20 protein-coding genes are annotated in these 24,306 nt (G+C 35.2%); 6 read left to right on the top strand and 14 right to left on the bottom strand.

The window, feature by feature from the left end; translation table 11 throughout:
• Positions 1–57: 57 nt before the first annotated feature.
• On the top strand, positions 58–735 hold the full coding sequence (locus ABD692_RS02640; protein WP_316759218.1) for a DedA family protein: 678 nt from the start codon (positions 58–60) through the stop codon (positions 733–735).
• Positions 736–800: 65 nt separating this feature from the next.
• Here the strand turns inward: ABD692_RS02640 and ABD692_RS02635 are convergent, their stop codons facing one another.
• From ABD692_RS02635 to ABD692_RS02585, 11 genes are all read right to left on the bottom strand, one after another.
• Positions 801–1,742: a zinc dependent phospholipase C family protein gene (locus ABD692_RS02635; RefSeq protein WP_344764719.1), complete on the bottom strand. Its 942-nt coding sequence runs from the start codon at positions 1,740–1,742 to the stop codon at positions 801–803.
• A gap of 18 nt (positions 1,743–1,760) precedes the next feature.
• Complete coding sequence (locus ABD692_RS02630; protein WP_344764717.1) at positions 1,761–1,967, bottom strand: VOC family protein; 207 nt, start codon at positions 1,965–1,967, stop codon at positions 1,761–1,763.
• Positions 1,960–2,184 (bottom strand): VOC family protein, encoded by a 225-nt coding sequence (locus ABD692_RS02625; protein WP_344764715.1) that lies wholly within the window; start codon positions 2,182–2,184, stop codon positions 1,960–1,962. The genes ABD692_RS02630 and ABD692_RS02625 overlap by 8 nt, the downstream gene beginning before the upstream one ends.
• A 99-nt stretch (positions 2,185–2,283) precedes the next feature.
• Positions 2,284–2,736, bottom strand: a complete 453-nt coding sequence (locus tag ABD692_RS02620; RefSeq protein WP_344764713.1) for a DUF1569 domain-containing protein — start codon at positions 2,734–2,736, stop codon at positions 2,284–2,286.
• Positions 2,737–2,761: 25 nt separating this feature from the next.
• Positions 2,762–3,994 carry a hypothetical protein gene (locus tag ABD692_RS02615; RefSeq protein WP_344764711.1) on the bottom strand — a complete coding sequence of 411 codons (1,233 nt, stop codon included), beginning with the start codon at positions 3,992–3,994 and terminating at the stop codon, positions 2,762–2,764.
• A complete protein-coding gene (locus ABD692_RS02610; RefSeq protein WP_344764709.1) occupies positions 3,972–6,347 on the bottom strand; it encodes a DUF2339 domain-containing protein in 2,376 nt (791 codons plus the stop codon). The genes ABD692_RS02615 and ABD692_RS02610 overlap by 23 nt, the downstream gene beginning before the upstream one ends.
• Before the next feature lie 237 nt (positions 6,348–6,584).
• A complete protein-coding gene (locus ABD692_RS02605) occupies positions 6,585–7,616 on the bottom strand; it encodes an Atu2307/SP_0267 family LLM class monooxygenase (RefSeq protein ID WP_344764707.1) in 1,032 nt (343 codons plus the stop codon).
• A 280-nt stretch (positions 7,617–7,896) separates the two neighbouring features.
• A complete protein-coding gene (gene dnaK / locus ABD692_RS02600; protein ID WP_344764705.1) occupies positions 7,897–9,753 on the bottom strand; it encodes a molecular chaperone DnaK in 1,857 nt (618 codons plus the stop codon).
• 150 nt (positions 9,754–9,903) lie between these two features.
• Complete coding sequence (gene secDF / locus ABD692_RS02595; protein ID WP_316759200.1) at positions 9,904–12,882, bottom strand: protein translocase subunit SecDF; 2,979 nt, start codon at positions 12,880–12,882, stop codon at positions 9,904–9,906.
• Between the two features lie 449 nt (positions 12,883–13,331).
• Positions 13,332–13,820 carry a dihydrofolate reductase gene (locus ABD692_RS02590; RefSeq protein ID WP_425567320.1) on the bottom strand — a complete coding sequence of 163 codons (489 nt, stop codon included), beginning with the start codon at positions 13,818–13,820 and terminating at the stop codon, positions 13,332–13,334.
• A 129-nt stretch (positions 13,821–13,949) separates the two neighbouring features.
• Entirely contained in the window at positions 13,950–14,744 is a 795-nt protein-coding gene (locus tag ABD692_RS02585; RefSeq protein WP_344764701.1) for a thymidylate synthase, read from the bottom strand.
• A 407-nt stretch (positions 14,745–15,151) separates the two neighbouring features.
• Between ABD692_RS02585 and ispE the strand changes: the two genes are divergently transcribed.
• From ispE to ABD692_RS02560, 5 genes are all read left to right on the top strand, one after another.
• Positions 15,152–15,955 (top strand): 4-(cytidine 5'-diphospho)-2-C-methyl-D-erythritol kinase, encoded by an 804-nt coding sequence (gene ispE / locus ABD692_RS02580; protein WP_344764699.1) that lies wholly within the window; start codon positions 15,152–15,154, stop codon positions 15,953–15,955.
• A gap of 99 nt (positions 15,956–16,054) precedes the next feature.
• On the top strand, positions 16,055–16,477 hold the full coding sequence (locus ABD692_RS02575) for an OsmC family protein (RefSeq protein ID WP_316759190.1): 423 nt from the start codon (positions 16,055–16,057) through the stop codon (positions 16,475–16,477).
• Between the two features lie 160 nt (positions 16,478–16,637).
• The gene (locus tag ABD692_RS02570; protein ID WP_344764697.1) at positions 16,638–17,810 is read left to right on the top strand and encodes an O-succinylhomoserine sulfhydrylase; all 1,173 of its coding nucleotides are present in this window, start codon (positions 16,638–16,640) and stop codon (positions 17,808–17,810) included.
• 558 nt (positions 17,811–18,368) lie between these two features.
• Positions 18,369–19,091 (top strand): pirin family protein, encoded by a 723-nt coding sequence (locus ABD692_RS02565; RefSeq protein ID WP_344764695.1) that lies wholly within the window; start codon positions 18,369–18,371, stop codon positions 19,089–19,091.
• 92 nt (positions 19,092–19,183) lie between these two features.
• Positions 19,184–19,480 carry a response regulator gene (locus tag ABD692_RS02560; protein WP_344764693.1) on the top strand — a complete coding sequence of 99 codons (297 nt, stop codon included), beginning with the start codon at positions 19,184–19,186 and terminating at the stop codon, positions 19,478–19,480.
• 59 nt (positions 19,481–19,539) lie between these two features.
• On the opposite strand, the gene ABD692_RS02555 is transcribed toward ABD692_RS02560, so the two are convergent.
• The 3 genes from ABD692_RS02555 to ABD692_RS02545 all read right to left on the bottom strand — a co-directional run bounded on the left by ABD692_RS02555 (position 19,540) and on the right by ABD692_RS02545 (position 23,231).
• Positions 19,540–19,932: a GxxExxY protein gene (locus ABD692_RS02555; RefSeq protein ID WP_344764691.1), complete on the bottom strand. Its 393-nt coding sequence runs from the start codon at positions 19,930–19,932 to the stop codon at positions 19,540–19,542.
• A 212-nt stretch (positions 19,933–20,144) separates the two neighbouring features.
• On the bottom strand, positions 20,145–20,423 hold the full coding sequence (locus ABD692_RS02550) for a LapA family protein (protein WP_344764689.1): 279 nt from the start codon (positions 20,421–20,423) through the stop codon (positions 20,145–20,147).
• A 3-nt stretch (positions 20,424–20,426) separates the two neighbouring features.
• Entirely contained in the window at positions 20,427–23,231 is a 2,805-nt protein-coding gene (locus tag ABD692_RS02545; protein ID WP_344764687.1) for a TolB-like translocation protein, read from the bottom strand.
• Positions 23,232–24,306: the final 1,075 nt, after the last annotated feature.

Genomic DNA, 24,306 nt, shown 5'->3' with positions numbered 1-24,306 from the left:
TTCAGAAACGGCTTTTTATCAAATTGATATTCCTATTTTTGCTCAAAATCAGATACATTGGAATTACTACAGCAACTCATAGATTTTATTCTTCACATCGATGTCCATTTAGCACAAATTGTTAACGATTATCAAACTTGGACTTACTTAATATTATTCCTTATAATTTTTGCTGAAACAGGATTAGTTGTTTTACCATTTTTGCCTGGTGATTCCTTATTGTTTGCAATGGGTGCATTAATAGCTGGTGAGCATGAAACTGGTTTAAATATTTGGGTTATGCTATTGATTTTAATTGTTGCGGCAATTTTAGGTAATACAGTTAATTTCAAATTAGGAAGTGTTTTAGGCGCTGGTGTATTTAAGGAAGATAATAAGATTTTAAAACTTAAATATTATGAACAATCGCATGAATTTTTCGAAAAACATGGTGGTAAAGCAATAATTTTTAGCCGCTTTTTGCCAATTTTCAGAACGATAGCTCCGTTTGTAGCAGGCATAGCTAAAATGCCATTTGGTAGATTTACTTATTTTAACATTATAGGTGGCATAACTTGGATCGTAGCTTTATTATTGGGCGGTTATGTGCTGGGTCAAATTCCGATCATTAAAAATAATTTCGAACTGGTTATTGTTTTTATAGCCGTTGTAACCTTTGTGCCTGCAATTTGGGCAGCGGTAAAAAGCCGTCTTCAACCAAAAAAAATAGAAAAAATTATTGAGGGTGAGAACTAAACTCAACTATAAGTATTAAAAAAGGCGAGCAATAATGCTCGCTTTTTTTGTTTAAATCTCTCTTCCTAATATTTTACCATTCTGGTATTTCTTTTCCGCTTCTTCTTCCTCTTTTTTATGCCTTTGTTAACCTCAATTTTAATGAGATTTTTGAGTTCGGGTTGCCCTGCATCAACCCAGGCAGAATACCAGAAAGAGCCAATTTCTAATATTGCAGAACGCATTTGTTTTTCTACCATATTATTCATTTTATCGTGATAGGCTTTTGAATATGCTAAAGAATATTGCTTCAAAACTGTATTATTCCGTTCAGAGAAACTATACTTCTTATCCGATGGAAATGATATGCTTAATTCTTTCTCAAAGGTTAAAACGGTATCAAGTAAGGTATGAGTGTGTTTTGTTATTTTCCAGGCTTCTTTTAAAGGGTTTTCGATGTAAGTTGCCCTGCCCACAATAAAGCTGTAATTCGTCGAGAATAATTCAGGTAAACGGCTTTCCCAAAAGGCATGTATACCAACCTGGTTAGTTGTTTGACCATTGTGATTAGAAGTGGTATGTAAAGGAACATGAGCATCGCCAATATAATGACCTAAATCGGCAGAATACTTTAAGATTTTAATGGAAACTCGGGTTTCGAAAGCTTTAACTAAACTATAATACGTTCGCTGAATTTGCCATGGAACAATGCCATTTTCATTTAAATGCTTTTTACCGTACTTAGCTAAAGCATCGTTCCATTTTTCGGGAATGCTATCGATACTTTTCTCATAGTTTTCTACGTCTAAGTAATGCCTTGGTGCTTCCAAAGTATCAGCATACCTACGTTTATCAGGATCTACAGCATGTTCGGTAATGTATTTTACATTCTTTTTGTAGAAACCAATCATGCCATTTGGTAAAGTGAAAACAGCCAGGTTATTTATTCTTTGGTGTGCAAAGAAACCCCAAGAGGTACAAAAGAAAAGCGGGATGATTAACGCAATAATTATCGTTAATCGCTTCATTCACTGTAATTAGGTTATTTAAGCATTTTCAATTTTAGCTATATCCAGTTTTTTCATTTGCATCACTACATCCATTACCCGCGTAGCCTTTTCAGGGTTGGATAATAGTTCGACGATATTAGCGGGTGCAATTTGCCAGGAAACTCCAAACTTGTCTTTTACCCACCCACACATGCTTTCTGCTCCACCATCTTTGGTAAAAGTTTCCCAATAGTAATCATTCATCTTGTGTATCACAACTCACCACAAATGAAATTGCTTCATCAAATTTTAATTTTGGGCCACCATTTAAACCCATAAATTTGTTTCCGTTCAACTCAAAAGTAACTACCATTGGTGTTACCTGGGTAATTTTTGAATTTTTGAAAACTGTACAATAAAATTTTGCTGCTTCCTCTGCTTGTCCATCAAACAAAAGACAGGTAACTAGTGGTTTTGCCATTCTTAATGTTTTGGTTAGAATTTTGTCTATACAAGTTAAGCAACAATTTGCTTTTTTGCGGTTTTATTTAGGACTTATTTAGGGGCAGTTGAGACTTTTTTAAACCCCAAATTGTCCTAAATGATGATCTAAGTGTTTGTAAAACATATTATTCCATTCGGTTTTTGTAAGCTTTCCAAATGAATGTGATTCTTTTCCATCAAAATGCGTCTCTCCTAACTCTTGTGTTTTATTAATATAGGCAATCAGTCTTGCTTTTTCATTATCAAATTCCTTTTGGTCTGAAATTACAAATGCTGGCGCTGTTTGACTGTTTTTCTTGTACGGTTTCTCACTAACTACTAAATTTTTAACCACTACTTTCATAATAAGTCTCATAAAAGCGTTTGGTTTTGGGTGTGTGTTCTCATAAACCAATTCATAGCTTACATTGCAGTGCGCTAACATTTGCGCAACATTCATTTTACCCCAAAGTTGAGGTGTTGATGAGGTAAGATTGTTAATCCTACTAATAACTTCGCCAGTTATTGCGGATTGAAAAATGTTTTTCATGTTTTGTTTTAATGGTATATATAAATTAATTCTTAAGCATTTTAAAAGAAAACCAACCCAAAAGTGCTATAATTACCGCCATTAAAGCCCATAGCCAAACTTTATTTTCGAATAATGGTTTTTCTATTTTAGTAGTATAGGTGGAATTTTTCTGTTCTTCTCCAATAGTTAATGAGGTTAAATTTTCAGGGATTTTACTTTCAAACTTCTCAATTTCATAGCTAGGAGCCTTTATTTTATCATTCCCATAAAATATCGCATAAGTTAGTTTCGGTTTATCAAAACGAGCAATAATCTCGTAAATGTTTCCTTTTAGCTCTAATTTACCTAAGCGCAATGGTTTGTTATCATTATTTTGAATAGTGATTTTTAACCTTGAAGCAATGGTATTCTCAAAATTATATTCAGGTTTTTCTAATGAACTTAAAGTTCCTTGATAAAGACTTGCATAATTATACTGCATTCCTTTATCAGTTTTAAAACTATCTGTGGCATATTCAATTTTTATTGAGCGGTAAAAATCGAAATCGCTTTGCGCATTTAGCGATAAATTGGAGAGCGGTACAGGATTTTCTAAAGTAACATCTATAACTGTTTCCTTATTAACAGCATCATTATTTAAACGGAAAGTTTTATATTTTACATCCTGATAAGTGCCTTTGATGGTATCGGTTTTATTAATTAATGCCTCCAATAAACCAGGTTTTTCGGCGCTCCTGATCATCAACCTATAATACAAATATTTAGAATCTGGAAAACTAAGTTTTGTAAATTGGTAATCGGTATCGTTGTTTTTAATGGATAAAATGCGGTAGTCTTTTAAAATTGTAAACCATTCGGTGTTGGTATTACTGCCTTCGAGGGTAATTTGCCAATTAAAATTACCTTCTTTAAAAGCCAAGTTAATTTGGTTAATAGTAGAAGCACTGTTCAGCTGAAAGGTGTAAAAAAAGCCATTAGAATTTGCGCTTTCGTTAACGGGTTTAAAATCAACTTCTTTTGATATAACTTTGTCTGCTCTTTGCTTTAAAAGGTATGGTACTTCTAAGGTATCTTTTCCATCGACACCAAAAATTCTTAAATCATCAAAGCCCGAATTTGCATTTTTATAAAGTTGATTCGGCAATTGTAGTTTGTGCCAAGCCGAATTGACCCCAATTATATTCCGTTTAAATTTAAAGGCATCTGTTTGTGCACTTGCGATATAAAAACACATCGAAAGCAATAAAAAGATATTAATTTTCAGCTTTAGCATCATCAATAATTAAATGTTTATACTTATTGTAAAGAAAGGAAATGATTAATAATAATATGCCAAGCGACACAAAAACAATGGTTTTTGAAATCGTACTTAAGTAAGCAATATCATAAATAAATAGTTTTATTAAGGTAATGCCAAATAAAACCATAGCCCCAATCCGCAAATGTTTTTTGTTTTTAGCTAAGCCCATGCTAATTAAAAACAGTGAATAAATGCCCCATAAAATGCTAAGCCCTAGCTTATAGCTTCCATCTAAATCTGCTAATTCTAAAATGTTAATTAATTCACTACTAATTAACCACAAAATGGAAATATAAAGCAAGTAGTCAAACATCACTTTCAAATCCATTTTAAATAAGCCAGAGTTGATTAATTTATAACATTGGATAATAAATAGGCCAAAGAATACAATGCTTAAATACCTAATGCCAATATTAAATGAACTGATATTGAAGTATTTATCTGTGTGGGATAAATATGCGTCCCTCAGTTCGCTCAAATTATAAAGTCCATGGGTTAAAAAAGCAATAACAGCTATCAAATTTATAACTAAACATGCAATAGCTAATTCATTGCTTTTAAGTTTTCTAACATTAAAATAGCTCAAAATTGATGCAAAGAATAAGGTATAAATATAAATCCAGGCAGTTTGGAGCTTTTCGTAATTATAATTGTACTCATAATTTACGTAGGCAGATTTACCGTTTGGATTGGTATTAATTTTGGTTAGCTCGAAAAGGTTATTGAAATATTTGGAAATCTCTATCCTAAAAGTAACGTACACTACTAACAATAAGATAGATGGTATTGCATAGTTAAGTATTTGTCTTGCCCACGCCCATTCTATAGGTTTCTCTATTTCTTTTTTGCTGATGTTGTATATCCAGATAAAGCTTATTATAAAAATAACTGCAGTTAAAAAGCCAACATTTAATATTGGTGTAATGAACTCTGAGTCATAATAAAAATTATAATATGTTGTCCAATCTTGCAGTAAACTGAAGAAGGCAAGGAATATTAATGGAAAAGAAAGTTTTTCGTAAATCGCGATGTTTTTAACTCTTGCTAGATAGAACAATACAGCAGCCTCAACGGTCCAGAAAATTGTAACCCAGCCACCATTTAATTGTACTGGTGCAGCCATTGTAATAAAAGTAATTACCATTGCCAGAATCAAGTAGAATAAATTTCGATCAGCAAGTTGTTTTTTGTAGATAATTAAACTTACTACAAAATGAATTACAGCGTTTGCTAGTGTAAATAAGCCTAATAATTCTGCGCTATTTTTATTCCCTAAAAGGATAAAATAGCCAATTCCGTAATAAATAAATGAATTTAAAAGAATAATTACAACATCGCTCAGCCCAAAAATTTCTTTCTTTGCTACTTTATAGGCAAGGTTTGTAATGTAAAAAATAACAAAAAACAAGGTCGAAAACAGGACCGATAGACTAAAGAAAATATTTGCAGAACTCAAATCTAACCGCCAGGCTAAAAAGATAATCCAGGTTAATCCAAAAGATGCATAAAACAAAGGTTTCCAATATTTTTTGAAACTCAAAATCAAAATCCCGATGTTGATAATAGCCATGTAGGTGAATAATACACCAACTTTTCCAGAACCATCACTTAGTAAAAAAGGAACGGCATAAGCACCAACTAAACCAATGTGTGCTATAACCTGCTTATTATATTTTATGGCGGCCACAACAGTAAAAGATGTAAATATCACCATTAATCCAAACGCTAATACCTGCGGAATGAGGGCATAGAAATCGTATGCTGCATAAGTTATGAAATACATAATAGCAATTGCCCCACTAACCAAAACCGCCGAAAAGTTTTCGTATTTTTCTTTGAGTTTAATTGCAAATGCCATTAAACCAGCACCAACAGCATAGCCTAAGATAATTCTGGTTAATGGACTAATCATATCGTGGTCGATAGCATATTTGGCCCCAATGGCTACACCAATTATTAGAATTAGAATCCCGATTTTACTAATTAAGTTTTCACCAATAAACTTTTCGAAATCCGACTTAACTATGTTGTCACGTTTAAATCTATCAGCAAAATTAGGTTGCTGCTGATTTGTATTTGATGAAGAAAAACTCGGAACGGGCCTAGAATTATTCGTGTTTTGGATAACCTGAGATGGAGGCGTGTTTCTTGGTGGTGGCGCAATAACTGGCCCTTTAACTATTACATCGTGAGTGGGAGTGGCTCCAGGAGATTGCAAAGCTCTAACTTCATCTCTCAAAGCTTTAATTTCAGCATCGAAGCCTTGCTGTCTGAGCAACAAGTTTTCTAACTTAATTAAAAGCAGGTTTATTTTTTCCGAATTATCCATTCTATATTTTATCGTGCGTAATTTACTTTAATAAATATAGGGATGAATTTTTACAAGGTTAGGGAAATTTATTTGAACTGATTTATTAATTATCTCTTTTTATGATTTCAATGGTGTGCATTCATTCATCTGTTAGAAAGGTATCTTTTGCAATTAAGCTTAACGGGAAGCCTATTAAGAGTATATAAGCTATTATATATACTCTTAATTTTATATGTTGAAAAAAACAAGTGTTAATTATTTTTTCAAGGCTGCTCTTACTTTTGGTGCTATTTTAGTTCCGAAAATTTCGATGGATTTCATCATCGCGGCATGTGATGGGCCGCCAACATCCATATGAGCTGAGAAGCGCGTTAAGCCAAAAGTTTCTTCCATTTCTAAAATTTTATCAACTGATTCGTTCGCATCACCGATAATTAATGCACCACCTTTACCAATTCCAGCGTCGAACTGATTACGTTGATAAGATGCCCAACCACGAGTTTTGCCAATTCGGTTCATTTGCGCAGAGTAAAGCGGGTAATAATAATCAGCAATATCTTTGTTGTTTTCGCCAAATAAAGAGTGCATATGAACGCCTACTTCAAATTTATTCATATCATGACCATAAGCCTGATAAACCTTTTTGTAATAATCGAAAAGTGGCTTAAATTGTATGGGTTGGCCGCCAATAATGGCAAACATTACAGGTAAACCTAATCTTCCTGCGCGTTCTACAGATTCTGGCGTGCCACCCACAGCAACCCATATTTTTAAATTATCGTTTACCGCACGTGGCAAAACTTCCTGATTAACCAATTCTGGACGGAAATTACCTTTCCAGCTTATTTTGGGTGATGAATTTATTTTTAAAAGTAATTCTAATTTCTCTTCATAAAGCTCATCATAATCTTGCAGGTTAAAGCCAAATAGTGGAAAAGATTCGATAAAACTTCCACGGCCAGCCATTAATTCGGCTCTGCCATTCGAAATTAAATCTATTGTAGCGAAATTTTGGTAAAGTTTAACTGGATCGGATGAACTCAAAACCGATACAGCGCTACTTAACTTAATGTTTTTAGTTATGGTTGCTGCAGCAGCTAAAATAATTTCGGGACTGGAAACTGCATAATCCGGGCGATGGTGTTCACCGATTCCGTAAAAATCTAAACCCACTTCATCCATGAGTTTAATTTCTTCTATAATTTCCTGAAGTCTTTGTTGTGCGGGTTGAATTTCTCCCTTTGCATTAATCTGCAAATCGCCAAACATGCCAATACCTAATTCCATAATTGCTAAAATTTGTTAAACAAAGTTAATGGGTTAGGAGCAGAGAATTTTTGATGTATGGTAAGAAATTTTAACCACAAAGCGCACAAAGCTTCCGTATAGAAAGCAGAGTAAAATAATCTCAAGCATTATTTTGTGCGGTTTTTTATGGGCATCATTGTCAGGTACGAAGCAACTCTAACGCCTTGAGTTTTGTTCCCCGCTATAGTCTTAGGATTGCTTCCTGCATCGCAATGAGGAAAAAAATTAATGAATCAGGCAATCAACTTCAACCTCAGATTTACTCGATTTTCTTTCCCTTCATTGCAGTAGAAATCGCCGCATCCATCACACGTTCTGCAAAAGGACGCGTAAATTCATTCAGTTCGTCAGCCTTCTTTAAAATCGTATCTTTTTCTTGAGAAGCTAAAGCGGTTTTCAAGGCCTCAATATGAACTTTAGTTTCAGAGATTTCTTCAGCTGTTAAATGCTCAGAATGTTTTTCAATAAAACGTTCGGCAGTGTAAAGTAATTGCTCACCTTCGCTACGCGCCTCGATTAGCATACGTTGTTCTACATCACTTTTAGCATGGGTAATGCTGTCGATTAACATTTTTTCAACCGTATCGTCGCTCAAACCATAACTTGGCGTAATCTCAATTTCTTGTTTTACACCAGAGCGTAATTCAATCGCCTGAACAGTTAAAATTCCATCTGCATTAAGCAAAAAGTTAATGTCAACTTTAGGCAAGCCAGCTGGCATAGCTGGTATGCCTTTTAGGTCAAACTCAGCAAGCTTTCGGTTTTCTTTAACCAAATCGCGTTCGCCCTGGTAAACCGAAATTTTCATGTTTATCTGTCCATCAATCGAAGTGGTATATTGGCGACCAGCTTTCGTCGGAACCTTGCTATTACGGGCAATAATTACATCCATTAAACCACCCATGGTTTCAATGCCAAGCGAAAGTGGGGTAACATCTAACAATAAAATATCAGAACGATTTCCTGCTAGAACATCAGCCTGAATAGCTGCTCCAAGCGCCACAACCTCGTCAGGATTGATATTATCTTGTGGCTTTTTACCAAAGAAATTTTCTACTTGTTGCTTTACGAATGGTGTGCGGGTAGAGCCGCCAACCAAAATAACTTCATGAATATCTGAAGCCGTTAAATCCGCATCTTTTAAAGCGTTTTTACACGCAGTAATGGTTTCCTCAACCTTTGTAGAAATCAACTGCTCGAAAGTTTGTTTATCCAGCGTACACCAGATTTCACCAACTTTTTCATTATATAAATTTTGAGTAGATAATGCTTTTTTAGCGGCTTCAGCTTGCAAACGTAAGGTTTGCATTAAAATATTATCCTCTGCTAAAACCTTAATATCTAAATTGTTTTTCTCAATCCAATGATCTAAAATGGCTCTGTCGAAGTCATCACCACCTAAATAAGTATTTCCATTAGTTGCCAAAACTTCGAAAATCCCATTTTGAATTTGAAGAATAGAAACATCAAAAGTTCCACCTCCTAAATCGTAAACGGCAATGGTTTTTTGTTGCGATGGGTCTAAACCAATCCCGTAAGCCAAACTTGCAGCTGTAGGTTCGTTCACAATACGCATAACATCTAAACCTGCAAGTTTACCTGCATCACGTGTGGCTTGTCGCTGGCTATCGTTAAAATAAGCTGGAACGGTTATTACAGCTCTGTTAACAGGTGTTTTCAAAGCATGTTCTGCTCTGGCTTTAAGCTCTTTTAAAATCTCAGCCGATAGCTCAATCGGTGTATAAAAACGATTTCCAGCCTGGATTTTAACTAAGGCATCGGTATCGTCATCAATAATTTTATAAGAGAAAATATCTTTATGGTCGGCAACATCTCTGTAAGAACGGCCTAACAATCTTTTAACAGAAAAGATTGTATTTGCAGGGTCGGTAGTTAAAAACTCTTTTGCTTCATTACCTACTATTGCATCGTTCTGATTATTGAAATATACTACAGATGGCACTAATAATCCCTTTCCAGCATCGTTTATCACCTGCGGATTTTTATCAGGATTGATGAAAGCAACCAAACTATTTGTGGTGCCCAAATCGATTCCGACTATTATTTCTTCCTTTTGAAACGAACCTGTAGCAAGGTTAATTGATATTTTTGCCATAGGGCGAATTTACAGAGATTGTAGCAATGTTTTAAGTCTGAAATGTTTTAATGTTGTAAAGATTGGAGTGATTGTTAACATTTTTAGCCTAAACAAAAAAACGCCCCGATAAATATCGAGGCGTTTAATATATCTAAAGATTAAGAAATCTTATTTTCTTTTTTCAGCAGAGCTACCCAAATCGATTACGATAGGAGTAGAGATACATAATGATGAGTACGTACCAATGATACGACCGATTAACAATGCGAAGATAAATCCGCGGATGCTATCGCCACCGAAAATGAAGATTACCAATAACACGAAGAATACCGTTAATGAAGTTAAAATGGTACGACTTAATGTACTGTTCAACGCGAAGTTGATTAAGTTGTTACGCTCTTCACCATGTAAATCGTCTTTACCAGCTTCTTTCAATTTCTCACGAATACGGTCGAATACAACAACTGTTTCTGTCATGGTGTAACCCATAACGGTTAAAATCGCTGCAATAAAATCCTGACCAATTTCTAATGAGAATGGTAAAACGCCATCTAAAATTGTGTAGAAAGACAATACCATTAAAACGTCATGCGCTAATGCAAGTACTGCTCCTAAACCATATTGCCATTTTTTGAATCGTACTACGATGTAGATAAACATGAATACACATGATACCAATACCGCGTAGAAAGCACCGTTAACAATATCGCTAGCAATAATCGGCGTTACTTTTTGTGAGCTTACAATTTCGTATTTAGAACCTGCTAAACCTTTATTTAAAGCGTCCTCAACAACTTTATCAGTTTTAGGATCTTGATCTTCAATATGAAAAGTAGTTGTAATTTTTACTTGACTATCGCTACCAGCGGTTTTAACTTCAGGCGTTTCATTATCAAAAACAACAGTCAATTTAGATTTTAAATCTTCAGTATTAACTGTTTTATCGAAATGAACCAAATAAGTTCTACCACCTTTAAAGTCAACACCTAAGTTTAAACCACCATGTTTAAAATACATACCAATACCAGCAATAATAATTACTGTAGAGATGATGTAGTAAATTTTACGACGGCCAACAAAGTTGAAGGCTAAGTTTTTAAATGCGTTACGTGTAAATTGGTTATCGAAACTGATTTCCATTTTACGATCCAACATCGCTTCGAAAACAACTCTCGAAATAGCAACGGCAGCAAACAAAGAAGAAAGGATACCAATACATAATGTAGTTGCGAAACCTTGAACTGGTCCGCTACCAAATAAGTAAAGAATAGCACCTAAAATGAATACGGTAATGTTAGCATCTAAGATAGATGGCATTGCATGTTTGAAGCCTTCTCTAATTGCAGTAGGGATGTTTTTACCTAAAGCAAGTTCTTCACGTACACGTTCGAAAATTAGAATGTTCGCATCTACCGATAAACCAATTGTTAAAACGATACCAGCAATACCAGGCAATGTTAACACAGCACCTAATGATACCAAGATACCAATAATGAAGAATAAGTTAATTAATAACGCAAAGTTAGCAACCCAACCAGCACGGTGATAATATAGCGCCATGAAGATTAAGATTACAATAAATGCAATTATGAAAGATATTAAGCCATCGTGAATAGCTTGAGCACCTAAAGTAGGACCAACAATGAAGCTACCAGCGATACGAGCAGGAGCAGGTAATTTACCAGCTTTTAAGATGTTCGATAAATCTTTAGTATCTTCTTGTGTAAAGTTTCCAGAGATAGAAGAAACACCATTAGGAATTTCGTTTTGTACCGTTGGAGCGGAGTAAACCTGATTATCCAATACAATAGCGATAGATTTTAAGTTATTTCTATCAGCAGAAGCTTCAGCAGTAATTTTTTTCCATTTTGCAGCACCTTCGCTGGTCATGTACATGGTTACTTCTGGTTTACCTTTTTGGTCAAAATCGTTACGAGAATCACTTACTGCTTCGCCACCTAAATCTGGTTTGCCATCAGCACTGGTAACTTTAATAGCATAAAGTTCGAATACTTTAGAACCTTCCATTGGTTTAACGCTCCACATAAACTTCATAGTAGAAGGAATAGCGGCAGCAACCTCAGGCGTTTTAAAATATGAATTTACTTTTGCAGTATCTTTTTGTGCAACCCAACCAACAATTGGTCCTGGACGTAAAGCAGGTTGACCATTTTCTCCCTGATAAGTAGGAATACTTAAAATTGAGAATAAAGGATTTGATTTTGCAATTGCTGCTTTAGCAGCTGTCGAATCTTTTTTGCCTAAGCCAGCAAGTTTACCACCTTTAGTAGTATCTGCTGCAGTTTTCTCTAAACCAGCTAATTTACCACCCGCAGCAGGAGCTGTAGTAGTTTCTTTAGCAACAGCAGTAGTATCTTTTAAAGTAGATGCTAATGTTTTGTTAATGTTTTCAAGTAAAGAAACAACTTCTTGTACTTGGTACACTTGCCAGAATTGTAATTCTGCAGAACCTTGTAATAATTTAGAAACACGTTCTTTATCTTGTACACCTGGCATCTCGATTAAGATACGGTTACTACCAGGTTGTTTTTGCATGTTCGGACTCACAACACCAAAACCATCAATACGAGAACGTAAGATTGTAAATGAACGATCGATAGCACTTTCAGCTTCTTTCGATAAGAAAGACTGAACTTCGCTATTACTTGCATTTGGTTTTAACTGTGAAGCATTATCTTGATTAGAAAAATAATCAGCAAGTTTTACACCTGGATTCAATTTTTCAAAATCATCAACAAATAATTTGATGTAATCTTTACCTCCTGCGTTTAATTGTGTTTGCGCATTTTGTAACGCTTTGTTAAAATTAGCATCAGTTGTGTTATCTGCTAACGATTTAACTAATTCCGCCAACGATATTTCCATCGTTACGTTCATTCCACCTTTTAAATCCAGACCAAGATTAATCTCTTTCGATTTTACGGCCTGATAAGTAAAGCCCAATAACGGGTAAACTTTTTCAGTACTCATCGAATCTAAGTAAGCCTTTTCCTTGGCTAAATCACCTTTCGCATAGTTTTTTGCGTCTTTTTCCACACTGGATGATACCAAAGTGAAAGAAAGTGCATACGCACAAACGATAGCTAATACTATCGCTATAAACTTAATAAAACCTTTTCCTTGCATTGTTTGTTTAAAATAATTTGTCTTCGCTGTTTTTTTAACAAGTCGGCAAATCTAATTAAATTTTTAAATTATAGAACCCCTTAATTGATAATTTATTAAGATTAATTTTTAACGACGAATAATCGCTATACATTCGTTACACAGATCTTGTTTTGGATACGAAATTATGCTTTGATTTATTTGGAAAGCAATAACAGTAGCTTTTAGCTTTGGTTCGGTCCTGCTAACCGCTTTAGCTCCGAATAGAAAAAATCGGAGGCTGCCGCTAATATCAGGTTTAGGTGGCACAAGAAGTAATTCTATTTTCGGCTAAAAGCATAACGCTTCCTTCCTTGTGAGGTATGATGGAATCCTGCAACAGTGGATGGAGTTTTTAAAAATTATAAACACGGGCCTTAATAGTTAATACATTAAGATTGCTTCGTACCTCGCAATGACGACTTTTCAGATTACTTTCGTTTTAAAACCTCAAAAGTATAATCGTACTTATTCTTTTCATCAGCTTTATGCGGATCACTACTCACAACTTCCCACACGCTTCTATCAATCTCAGGGAAAAACGTATCAGCATCAAAAGTATGGTGTATAGTAGTTAAATAAAGGGTATCAGTTTTTGGTAAAGCCTGTCGATAAATCTCTGCTCCGCCGACAATAAAAACAGGTTTCTCTTCTGCTTTAGTAATTTCTAACGCCTCATCTAAACTATTTACTACTTCAACTCCGTCGATTTTTAGTGATGAATCTCTGGTTATTACAATATTTCTACGGTTTGGCAAAGGCCTGCCAACAGAATCAAATGTCTTGCGACCCATCACTATAGTATGCCCCGAAGTGGTTTGCTTGAAAAACTTCAAATCTGCAGGCATGTGCCATAGAAGCTGGTTGTTTTTGCCAATGGCGAAGTTTTCGCCTACTGCAACGGCTATTGATAACCCCAACCCCTGAAGGGGCTTTTCATTGCCATTGTTTAACCCCTCAGTTTCTATGGAGGAACTTGAATTTGTCGTATTCATTTGATTTTGATAATTTCCAATTAGGTTTCAGCCCCCCTTTAGGGGGCAAGGGGGTTATACCGCCACAACACCTTTAATATGCGGATGCGCTTCGTAATTCTCCAAAGTAAAATCCTCAAACTTGAAATCAAAGATGCTTTTCACATCAGGATTGATTTTCATGGTAGGCAATGGTTTTGGCTCGCGGCTTAACTGCAAATGTGCTTGCTCAATGTGGTTATTGTATAAATGCGCATCGCCTAAAGTATGTACGAAATCGCCAACTTCTAAACCACATACTTGTGCAACCATCATGGTTAATAAAGCATAAGATGCAATATTAAAAGGAACACCCAAGAAGATATCTGCACTTCGTTGATATAATTGGCAACTTAATTTGCCATCGGCTACGTAAAACTGAAAGAACGCATGACAAGGCGGCAAAGCCATATTTTCTATCTCTGCAACGTTCCACGCTGAAACAATAATTCTACGCGAATCGGGATTGTTTTTTATGGTGTTAATAATGTTGGTAATCTGGTCGATTTGTTGTCCGTCTGGTGTTGGCCAGCTTCTCCATTGTGAGCCATAAACTGGGCCAAGGTTTCCATCTTCATCAGCCCATTCATCCCAAATACGAACGCCATTATCTTTTAAGTATTTAATATTGGTATCTCCAGTTAAAAACCAGATTAATTCGTGTATGATAGATTTTAAGTGCAGTTTCTTGGTGGTAACCATCGGAAAGCCCTCTTGTAAATTGAAACGCATTTGATAGCCGAAAACGCTGATGGTTCCAGTTCCTGTACGGTCGTGTTTTTGTGCGCCGTTATCCAGCACATGCTGCATTAAATCTAAATATTGTTTCATAACCCTTAATCCCGAATAATCTGGACTTCCAAAATCTTAAATAAATAATTAATTACAAATATCTAAAATTTATGATTTGTTGATGCTCCTTTTTATGCACACTAATAATTTACTAACATTGAAATGATTTGGGCTTTACGGTTTTTTAAAAACTTTAATAGTTGTACAAATTTTGGGTATAGCCCTGGGTGCAGCGATTACCCTGCAGCAAGGAGGTACGACGAAGCGAAGCGTAAAAGCGAAACACAGGTACAAACTTAAAGTTGGTTTGCAGGTTTTGCGCTTCAATTTAGCTTGAGAATTGTTAAGAAACATAAATCACTAAAAACACTTTTGTATGTTTGTGATGTGTTGTAGCGATTGAAGAAAATCTTGATCCTCGATACTTATTGCTAGATACTTAGAAAATGTTATCCTTTCCAAACGCAAAAATAAATTTAGGCTTAAATATTACAGAGAAGCGCAGCGATGGCTACCATAACCTAGAAACTGTTTTTTACCCGATCAATATTAAAGATTCAGTTGAAATTACCGACGCCGATTTTACCTCCTGCAAAATTCATGGCATCGATATTCCTGGAGATGCGAATGATAATTTGTGTGTAAAGGCTTATCAGCTGATTAAAAATGATTTTGATATTCCTGCACAGCAAATTAATTTGTTGAAAAATATTCCAGTAGGAGCAGGTTTGGGAGGAGGTTCGGCAGATTGTGCTTTCCTCATTAAATTGTTAAATGATAAATTCAGTTTAGATTTATCAATTATTCAGATGGAAGATTACGCCCGTCAGCTCGGCGCTGATTGTGCTTTTTTTATCGAGAATAAACCTGTTTATGCTTTTAATAAAGGCGATGAATTTGAAAAATGCGAAGTTGATTTGTCAGCTTGGTTTAAAGTTTTGGTAAAACCGCCCGTACATGTGAGCACGGCGGATGCTTATGCGTTGGTAAAACCTGAAAAGCCTTTGCAATCGTTAAAAGAAATCATACATTTGTCGCCAACAACATGGAAAAATAAGGTTATCAACGATTTCGAGCCATCGGTATTCGCAAAATATCCCCAAATTCATCAAATAAAAACCAGTTTATACGATGCAGGCGCTACATTCGCTTTAATGAGTGGTAGCGGTTCGTCGGTTTTTGCAATTTTTAACGCACCCGTTAAACTGCCTGAACTGGAAAAAGACAACTTAGTTTATTATAATATTTAAAAAGAGCTGAAAGGTTAAGGCAGAAAGCGCAAAGACTAGAGCTGAAAGGTTTGAGCAAAATGTCTTGATACTTGATACTAAATACTTGAATACTAAAAAATGAATATAAATCTAATCCGTAAGAGCGGAAAATTTAATTTCGAGGCAGAAAACGAGAGCGGTTTTACTGTTGAATTAGATGCAAAAGCTGCTATTGGTGGCGAAGGCAAAGGTTTCAGACCAATGGAAATGTTATTGGTTGGCCTTGGTGGTTGCAGTGGAATTGACATGGTAAATGTGTTAACTAAGCAAAAGGAACCGCTTGATGATATTAAAATTGCTATAAACGCGACTCGCAAAGATGAGGAAATGCCGCCGATTTTTGACGTAATTGAAATTCACTTCGAATTATATGGAGATTTAAGTACAGCAAAAGTAGAGCGTGCTCTGGCCATGACTTTCGATAAGTACTGCTCTGTGTCGAATATTTTAGGTCGCTCTGCAAAAATTAATTTTACATACACAATTAAAGGTGATAAGTAATACGTTTTAAGTTATGAGTATCACATGCGCTAAACTTAATTACTTTACCTACATTTTTATAATCTAACATACTCAACTAAGGTAATAAGTTGTGTTTAAGCTAAATTAACCCACTTTATTTTAACTTATTACTTAGAACCTAAAACTTACAACTTTATACATGAAATCCCAAAATTTTGAAACCATAGCGATCCGCACTCAAACCGAACGTAGTTCGCATAAAGAACATTCTGCACCAATTTACTTAACCTCGAGTTATAAGTTTGATGATGCCGAAGAAATGCGTGCTTTATTTGCGAATGAGAAAGAAGGAAATGTTTACAGTCGTTATTCAAATCCTAATACCTCAGAATTTATAGAAAAAATGTGCCTATTAGAAGGTGCTGAAGATGGTTTTGCAACCGCAACAGGTATGGCTGCAATTTTTACAACTTTTGGTGCATTTTTAAAAGCGGGCGACCATATTGTTTCCAGTCGTTCGGTTTTTGGTTCTACGCACCAGCTATTAACCAATGTTTTCTCTAAATGGGGCGTAACTTTCGATTATGCCGATTTAGATAAACCAGAAGAATGGGAGGCTTTGATTAAGCCGAATACGAAAATGATTTTTGTTGAAACGCCATCAAATCCTGGAATTGATATTATCGATTTAGCTTTTCTTGGCGATTTGGCCAAGAAACACGATCAGCTTTTGGTGGTTGATAACTGTTTCGCAACGCCGTATCTTCAACAGCCAATTAAATTAGGCGCACATATTTCTATTCACTCTGCAACTAAATATATTGATGGACAAGGTCGCGTTCTAGGTGGAATTATTTTGGGTACAAAAGAGCTTATAGCTGAAGTGGTAGGTTTCGCCCGTCATAGCGGACCAGCTTTATCGCCTTTCAACGCTTGGATTTTATCTAAAAGCTTAGAAACATTAGCTGTGCGTATGGACCGCCATTGCGAAAGCGCTTTAAAAGTGGCCGAATATTTAGAGCAACATCCGAAAATTAAATTGGTTAAATATCCTTTTTTGCCATCGCACCCACAGTATGAAATTGCCAAAAAGCAAATGAAACAGGGCGGAGGTATCGTTACCATCGTGGTTGAAGGTGGTGTTGAAGGCGCCAGTAAATTTATGGATGGCTTGAAAATGTTCTCCATCTCTGCAAATCTTGCCGATACACGTTCAATTGCGACGCATCCAGCAACTAGTACGCATAGCAAATTAACAGAAGCAGAGCGTAATATTGTTGGTATTGAGCAAGGTTCTATTCGGTTATCCATCGGTTTGGAGCATATTAATGATATTTTAGCAGATATTGAGCAGGCTTTAGAAACTCCCTAGCCCCTAGAGGCGGGAATTACAGGCGAGGTGGAAAAGCAATATCAAAGAGCGATAGAAAGTTAATGTCCACTTTAGTCGATTTAGAGGTAAAGCAATTTCAGTGGCGCATCGGTTTCGATAGCCCCGCTTTTTGTTTCAAGCTTTTTATTAACTTCTGTCATGCTGAGGCACGAAGCATCTGTTTCATCGGTTACAGATACTTCGTTCCTCAGTATGACAGCGTATTCTCGGCTAGTACAAATTAAAAAGGCTTTCCGAACTAAAAGCCATTAGCAAACCTGAATATTTTTTTAAAAAAAAGGCGCATTTTGGAATTGATACTTCAAAAAAATAGCTAACAACATCTTATCCCAACCAAACAAAAAAAGCAAATTGGATGGCTTTTGATGTAATACGAGGACTCAATAGCGATACTGTTATAGCAAAACAAAACTAGCATTTAAGCGCCGCAATCTTGTAATCCTAAAATCTAATTAAATCCTGGTATTACTTACCCTACATCAATGCACAGGTTTAAAACCTGTAGTAAATTTGTATCATAAACAAGAAAGGAAATTTATGTCACAGTTTATTTTGTACAAAGAAAACACCAGAGGCCATGCAAACCATGGTTGGTTAAACGCTCACCACTCATTCAGCTTTGCTAATTATTACAATCCTGAAAGAATGCATTTTGGAGTTTTACGCGTTTTAAATGATGACTTGATTGATGGTGGAATGGGATTTGGATCGCATCCACATGATAACATGGAAATTATTACCATTCCATTAGCTGGAGCCATTGCGCACAAAGATAGTATGGGAAATTCGGCAGTAATCAATGCTGGAGAAATCCAGGTAATGAGTGCAGGTACGGGCGTTAGCCACAGCGAATTTAATGCGCTAGAAGATGTTCAGTTAAACTTATTGCAAATTTGGTTGTTTCCGAATAAAAAGAATGTTGCACCACGTTACGATCAAAAAACTTTAGATGTTGCTGCTCGTCACAATAATTTTAAACAAATTTTATCGCCAAATGCCGACGATGATAATGTTTGGATTCATCAGGATGCCTGGTTCTCTTTAGGTAAATTTGATGCTGACTTTGAAACTGAATATAAAATCAAAAAAGCTGGAAACGGTGTTTATGCTTTTGTAATTAGCGGAGAAGTTACCATTAACGGACAGGTTTTAAACAAAAGAGATGCAATTGGTATTTGGGATACAGATAGCATCAGCTTTAAAGCAAATTCTGCAGATGCAGAGGTATTGTTGATGGATGTTCCGATGGAATTGAATTAAATCAATTATTAATTGTCATACTGAGCTTGTCGATGTACTTACATTTCGACAAGCTCAACGTGACAATTCTATTTAAAACTATTTGATAATTTATGCAAACTACCATACTTTATATCGGCCGAGATACAGAAATTACTGTTGTGATGAACCGCTTGCTTAATGCCCGACCAGAATGGAAAGGTATTTGCGTTTGTACCGATGAGGAAGCGATATCTATTTTAAAAGCGCAAGATGTTGATTTGGTGCTTTTAGGAAATGGTATTAGTCCTGAATGCGAAAAAGTGCTTAGAAGCGATATAATTGCTTTAAAACCTCAAATCAAAATTATTCAGCACTACGGTGGTGGAAGTGGTTTGCTTTACGGGGAAATTATGACCGCTTTGGGCTAATTGTCTTTGACTAGGATTATTAAGATTAAAGGATTTTAGGATTTTATTTTCTGATTCCATTAATCCTGATTTCTGTTTTCAGGATGCTTTGTGTTGTAGACTCTTTTAAAAGATAAACTTTTGCTTCCGAAGTTTATCAGTAAGCCAACTGGAAGATTGTAGGCTTCCAAATAATTTATTGCTTGATTTAAATGTGTATCGTTCAATTCAGAAACAGCTTTCAACTCAAGCATAATAGTATCCTGAACAAAGAAATCTACTCTTCTTATATCGATTTGAATGTTATCGTAAAAGATTGTCATTTCCATTTCTCTGCGAAAACCTAAATTTTGTTTTTGCATTTCTATGGCAAGTGCTCTTTGATAAATTACTTCTTGAAAGCCCGAGCCTAAAGTTGCATGTACTTTCATAGCGCAGCCGATAATTTTTCCAGTTAAATCGCCATATTTCATTTTAGTAGAATTGAATTTTACTTTTTAGAAATAGGGATAAACTAATATCGATTAAATTTTTAATCCATTGCAATTCACTGCCAAATTATTTTTAAGCATAATATTTTGGAACTTTGCTGAAATTATTGATTAGTACTTTGGAATCTGGATTTGAGGACACTATTAATCCTAAAATCATTTAATCCTTAAAATCCTGGTAAACCTTTCTGCACCTAGGATATATAATCCCTGTCCTCGTCACTCAGCTCCTTTTTGTTTGAAATAGGTTGGTGCTTTTCAATTTCAGCATCATAGCTACTCACTGTTTTTCTTGGTCTTCCTACGATGAAACCGATAATAAAACCAATAATAATGCATATCCCGATTACCAGAAGTTTGGATACCGCAACAGTTGACACGAGGAAGTCGAAGTCGACAGGTTCGGTGTTTACCATCAAAAATATGGTTAATAGTGCCGTTAGGATGATGATGAAGATGGTTTTTCCGCTCATGGGTTAAAAGCTATAATTAAATGAAAACTCTAATATCGGATTTTGATTGTAAATTTTGTTAACAAAAACCAATCTCGCTCCCACATCAACAACAGGTTGATACCGCAAAATGTTTAAGCTACTGTTCAATTCTACGCCATAAGTTTTCGGTTGGCCAATATTTGTGTCTATGCCAATGTTCTCATAATGGCAAAACAAACCAGCTCGGAAGTTACGTACATAGGCCAGTGAGCTCAACTCCCAATCGGGGAAAGCAAATGGAAAACGATAATTTAGAAGCAAACTATTTTGCAGTTTAGTTCTTGCAAGAATATTGTTGTAGCCATAAACCGTTGAAATTTCTGTTGCATATTGATTTACGCCAGTAGCTTTTTGGTAATTGAAACTTGTAAGTAAGGAATGATTTTTTGCAAGTCCAGGAAAATATAAGAAACTTTCGAGCGCTATAATTTTACCGCCAAGATTTTTATCGAAAGGTTGATGGTTATAAGTTGCCCGAAAAATCTGAGCCCATTTTGGAGCAATATCTCTTTCTGTTGTACGAACACTATGATTAAACGTGGCGCCGTACTCCATCGGGAATTTAAGTGCAGTGATAAAATTGCTGGGCATATTCTCTGTCATGTAACGTTGCGTAAAACTGGTAGCCGCATTTAGTGAAAAAGAATAATTTTGATTTCTTGCGTTTACAGAGAAGGGAAGTGATGCATTAAGTTTAACAAAGTTCTCTCTCCAGTCCCCTTGTTGTATCACATTTTTAGCTCTGTAGAACGTCCGTTTTGGTCGGTTTCGATACGCAACACTAAAAACAGGGTAAAGCGCTTTATAACTAATATCTGCGGTGTACTCAAAGCGTTTTAAATCGCGATGGTATTTTGCACCCGAATAAAAATCCATGGTGTTTAATAAATTGTTCGATTGAAGTTCTAAGCCGAAAATATATTCGTTATCGATTACTGGAATTATACTGTGAAAACTAAAAAGATTTAGTCCATGACGAAACCGTTTAGATTGAAATGCGCTATCTGGAATGTTATTGAAAACGTTGCCTACATTTTCTTGTTTTTCTGCGGCTGCGGTAAAATCTATAAATACATTTTTGCCTACAGGTTTTTCAGAGATTTTCTTCTCAGTGATTTCGTATCCGTTAATTTTGTAATTGTTAAAAATTATTTTTCCATCTTCAGTTTCTGTTGCATTAAAGGCTCCGTACCTCGATGCACTTAGGGCACTGATCTTCTTTGTTTGGATATTAATGCTGTAAATATTATCGATGCCATTGAAGTGTGCATTGAACACAATTTTGTCGCCAACAAAAATTGGTCTGCTTAATTGTTGTCTGCTGTTAGAAATGACTCGTGTATTTTTTTTGTCTTCCATTAAGCACAAACTTTTCCCACTTTCGCTTACGCTGATATAAGCAATTCTAATTCCTGTTTTATCAAAACTGGGTGTTTGCAAAATTTCATTTTTAGGGTTGGGATAAGTTTTTAAAATTTGGCCAGTTGAGGCATCAAGTTCAACAAGATTAAACTGGTTGTTAAGTTCTACTTTTGCAGCGATGATTCTCTTGCCATCTTCAGAAAGACTAGGGGAGAAGAGGCGGCTTTTGCTACTTAGTTTTTTGAATTTTTTTGTTTTTAAATTGTAGCTGCAAATTACACTATAGCTTCTCTGTTTGTATCTCGGATCATAGCGAATTTCATCCCAAACTAAGAGGTTGTTTTTTAGGCTAAACCAAGGCTGTTCCTGATAGCCTATTCCAAATAATTTTTGTTCAGATTTATCCTCATTTATCACTACAAAATATCGGGCATCTGTTTTACTTTCTTTAAGTGCTAAAATCTGATTTTTATTCAGTCGGGTTGGTAGAAAATAGTTAGTGGCTAATGAAGTTTTTTGATTGAGGCTTTCATACTCTTCAAAGGATAATTTCTCTTCCTGAGCTTTCCAGTTTTTAGTTAACTTTTCCTGAGTTGATAAGAAATATTTTTTTGTGTTTTCTCTAGTAAATTTTTTCAAACTCTGCGAAAACGGATAAAGTCTGATTGGCCTTTTTCTAATGTCGGCAAGTAAGCTATCAGAAATGAATTGGCCGTATTTTTCTTTCATATCGGCAACCATTAAAAATCCAGTTTGATAGTAGCCAGGAGTTACGTCTTTGTTCGAGCCAAAATATGCTTTGCTGTAAGAAATTTTTTTGCCACCCAAAAGTGAGGTCCGAAAAGGCATAATCCATTTTGGTTGTCTTCCTCGTCCTGATTCGGTTAAGGCGGTTTCGTTTACGACTGCATCTCCTTCAAAAAACCAGATCGGTAGGCCAGCTCCGAAGTAAGCGAAATAAACCAGCTCGGGGAAAGGGCGTGCTTGTGTTCCTGTCAATTTGTCAAACTGTGCAATGTGTCTTAACTCATGAACAGCAAGGTTGTTTAACCAATCCTGACTGTCGAAATATTGTGGGGGAGTTGTATAGAATTCCGACTTCTTGGGGCCTAACTGAACAAAGCCATTTGCTATGGTTCCCTGGTTTTGCAACAACAGCGGAATGGATGCTTTTTGCTGTCTTAAACTTAGTCCTATTTTGGGATAGATATAGGGTAGGGTATTGGCCATTCTTTGTGCTTCTTTTTCCAGTTCTTTTGGGTAGATGATTTTAAAGCCTCCCGATTGAATGTAGTTCCATTTTACACTAAGTGGGTTTTGTGCAGTGCTGAAAACTTGCCCAAAAACTGATGATGAAATAAAGCTTAATGTAAATACGTGTAAGTATCTGAAAAATAGTTTATTGTTATGTTTTATTGTGTTCATCTAAAATGTTTGCTAAAATACTTAGTTTTTTATTTTTTAAAAGATTCTATTTTTGTAAATTTTAACTTTATTTAGAAATATTTAATTTATTGTTTTTCAATTTGTTATGTATTTTATATGAATTGCGATATTTTATTTTAATGTAGTTTAAATAGTGTGGTAATTGTTGCTTTTACATCAAAATACAGTATTTTTTTAATCCATTAATTTATGCCCTTAATTTACACTTATTAATCGATTTTCCTTAAATTTTTTCACTCCGTTTTTGAGTTTAGGTTACGGAAATTGGAAATCAGAATTTATTTTTTAGCCTTAAAATATTGAGTTTTTAATAGAATTTTTCAACTTAATTAAGCTGTATTTATTAGGGATTATCATTTAAAAAAAATGAAGATAAAGGCTTATAGAGATGACTGGTTTCGCAAATTTTTTTGTTGAAAATTGATGATTTTTCGTCGCATCAACTGGTGTATTTTTTCCTTTTTTTATTCAGCTATTCTCATAGTTTTAGCTTAAAAAATTTGGAGTAGAATAATTATAGCTGACTAAATGGCGTTAATTTAATCGGGCCTCGATAGAGTTACTGCTCAAAGGATAATCATGATATTTGGTTAGAATGGATGTAACCCGTAGGTATTTTGCTTTGTTTTTTAGACCAGATATTATGATGATTTTGACTTTCAAAAGCCTTTTTTTCCTTACAATTTAGCCGCTTTTTGATACTGTTAAAAGTTTGTATGTTCAATAAAACGTATATAAAACACCACATATTAGGCTAAAAATATGCTCGTTTCAGCCTCTTTAATTGAATTTCTTTGCAATATTCGCTTTCTAATAGCTGATTTGTTGACTTTATAGCTAAAATCCATTTTTGCTGTTAATTTGCTGATTATTAGTATTTTGTGTTGTGTTTTTGAGGTTAAGACTTTCAGTTTGAAATTAACTACCTTGTTGTTACAACCACCTATTTCTTGCAATTTTATTAGCTTTATAAGTAGTAATTTTAACTAATTAATGGTTCGAATTAAGCAAAAACAAACCGCTTAAAAGGCGAGCTAAATACTCCGTTTTAATG

This window comes from Pedobacter ginsengiterrae, assembly GCF_039537385.1.
GTDB classification, from domain to species: Bacteria; Bacteroidota; Bacteroidia; order Sphingobacteriales; family Sphingobacteriaceae; genus Pedobacter; species Pedobacter ginsengiterrae.
Note: the sequence above shows the minus strand (reverse complement) of the source record. Positions and strands in the feature narration are given on the sequence as shown.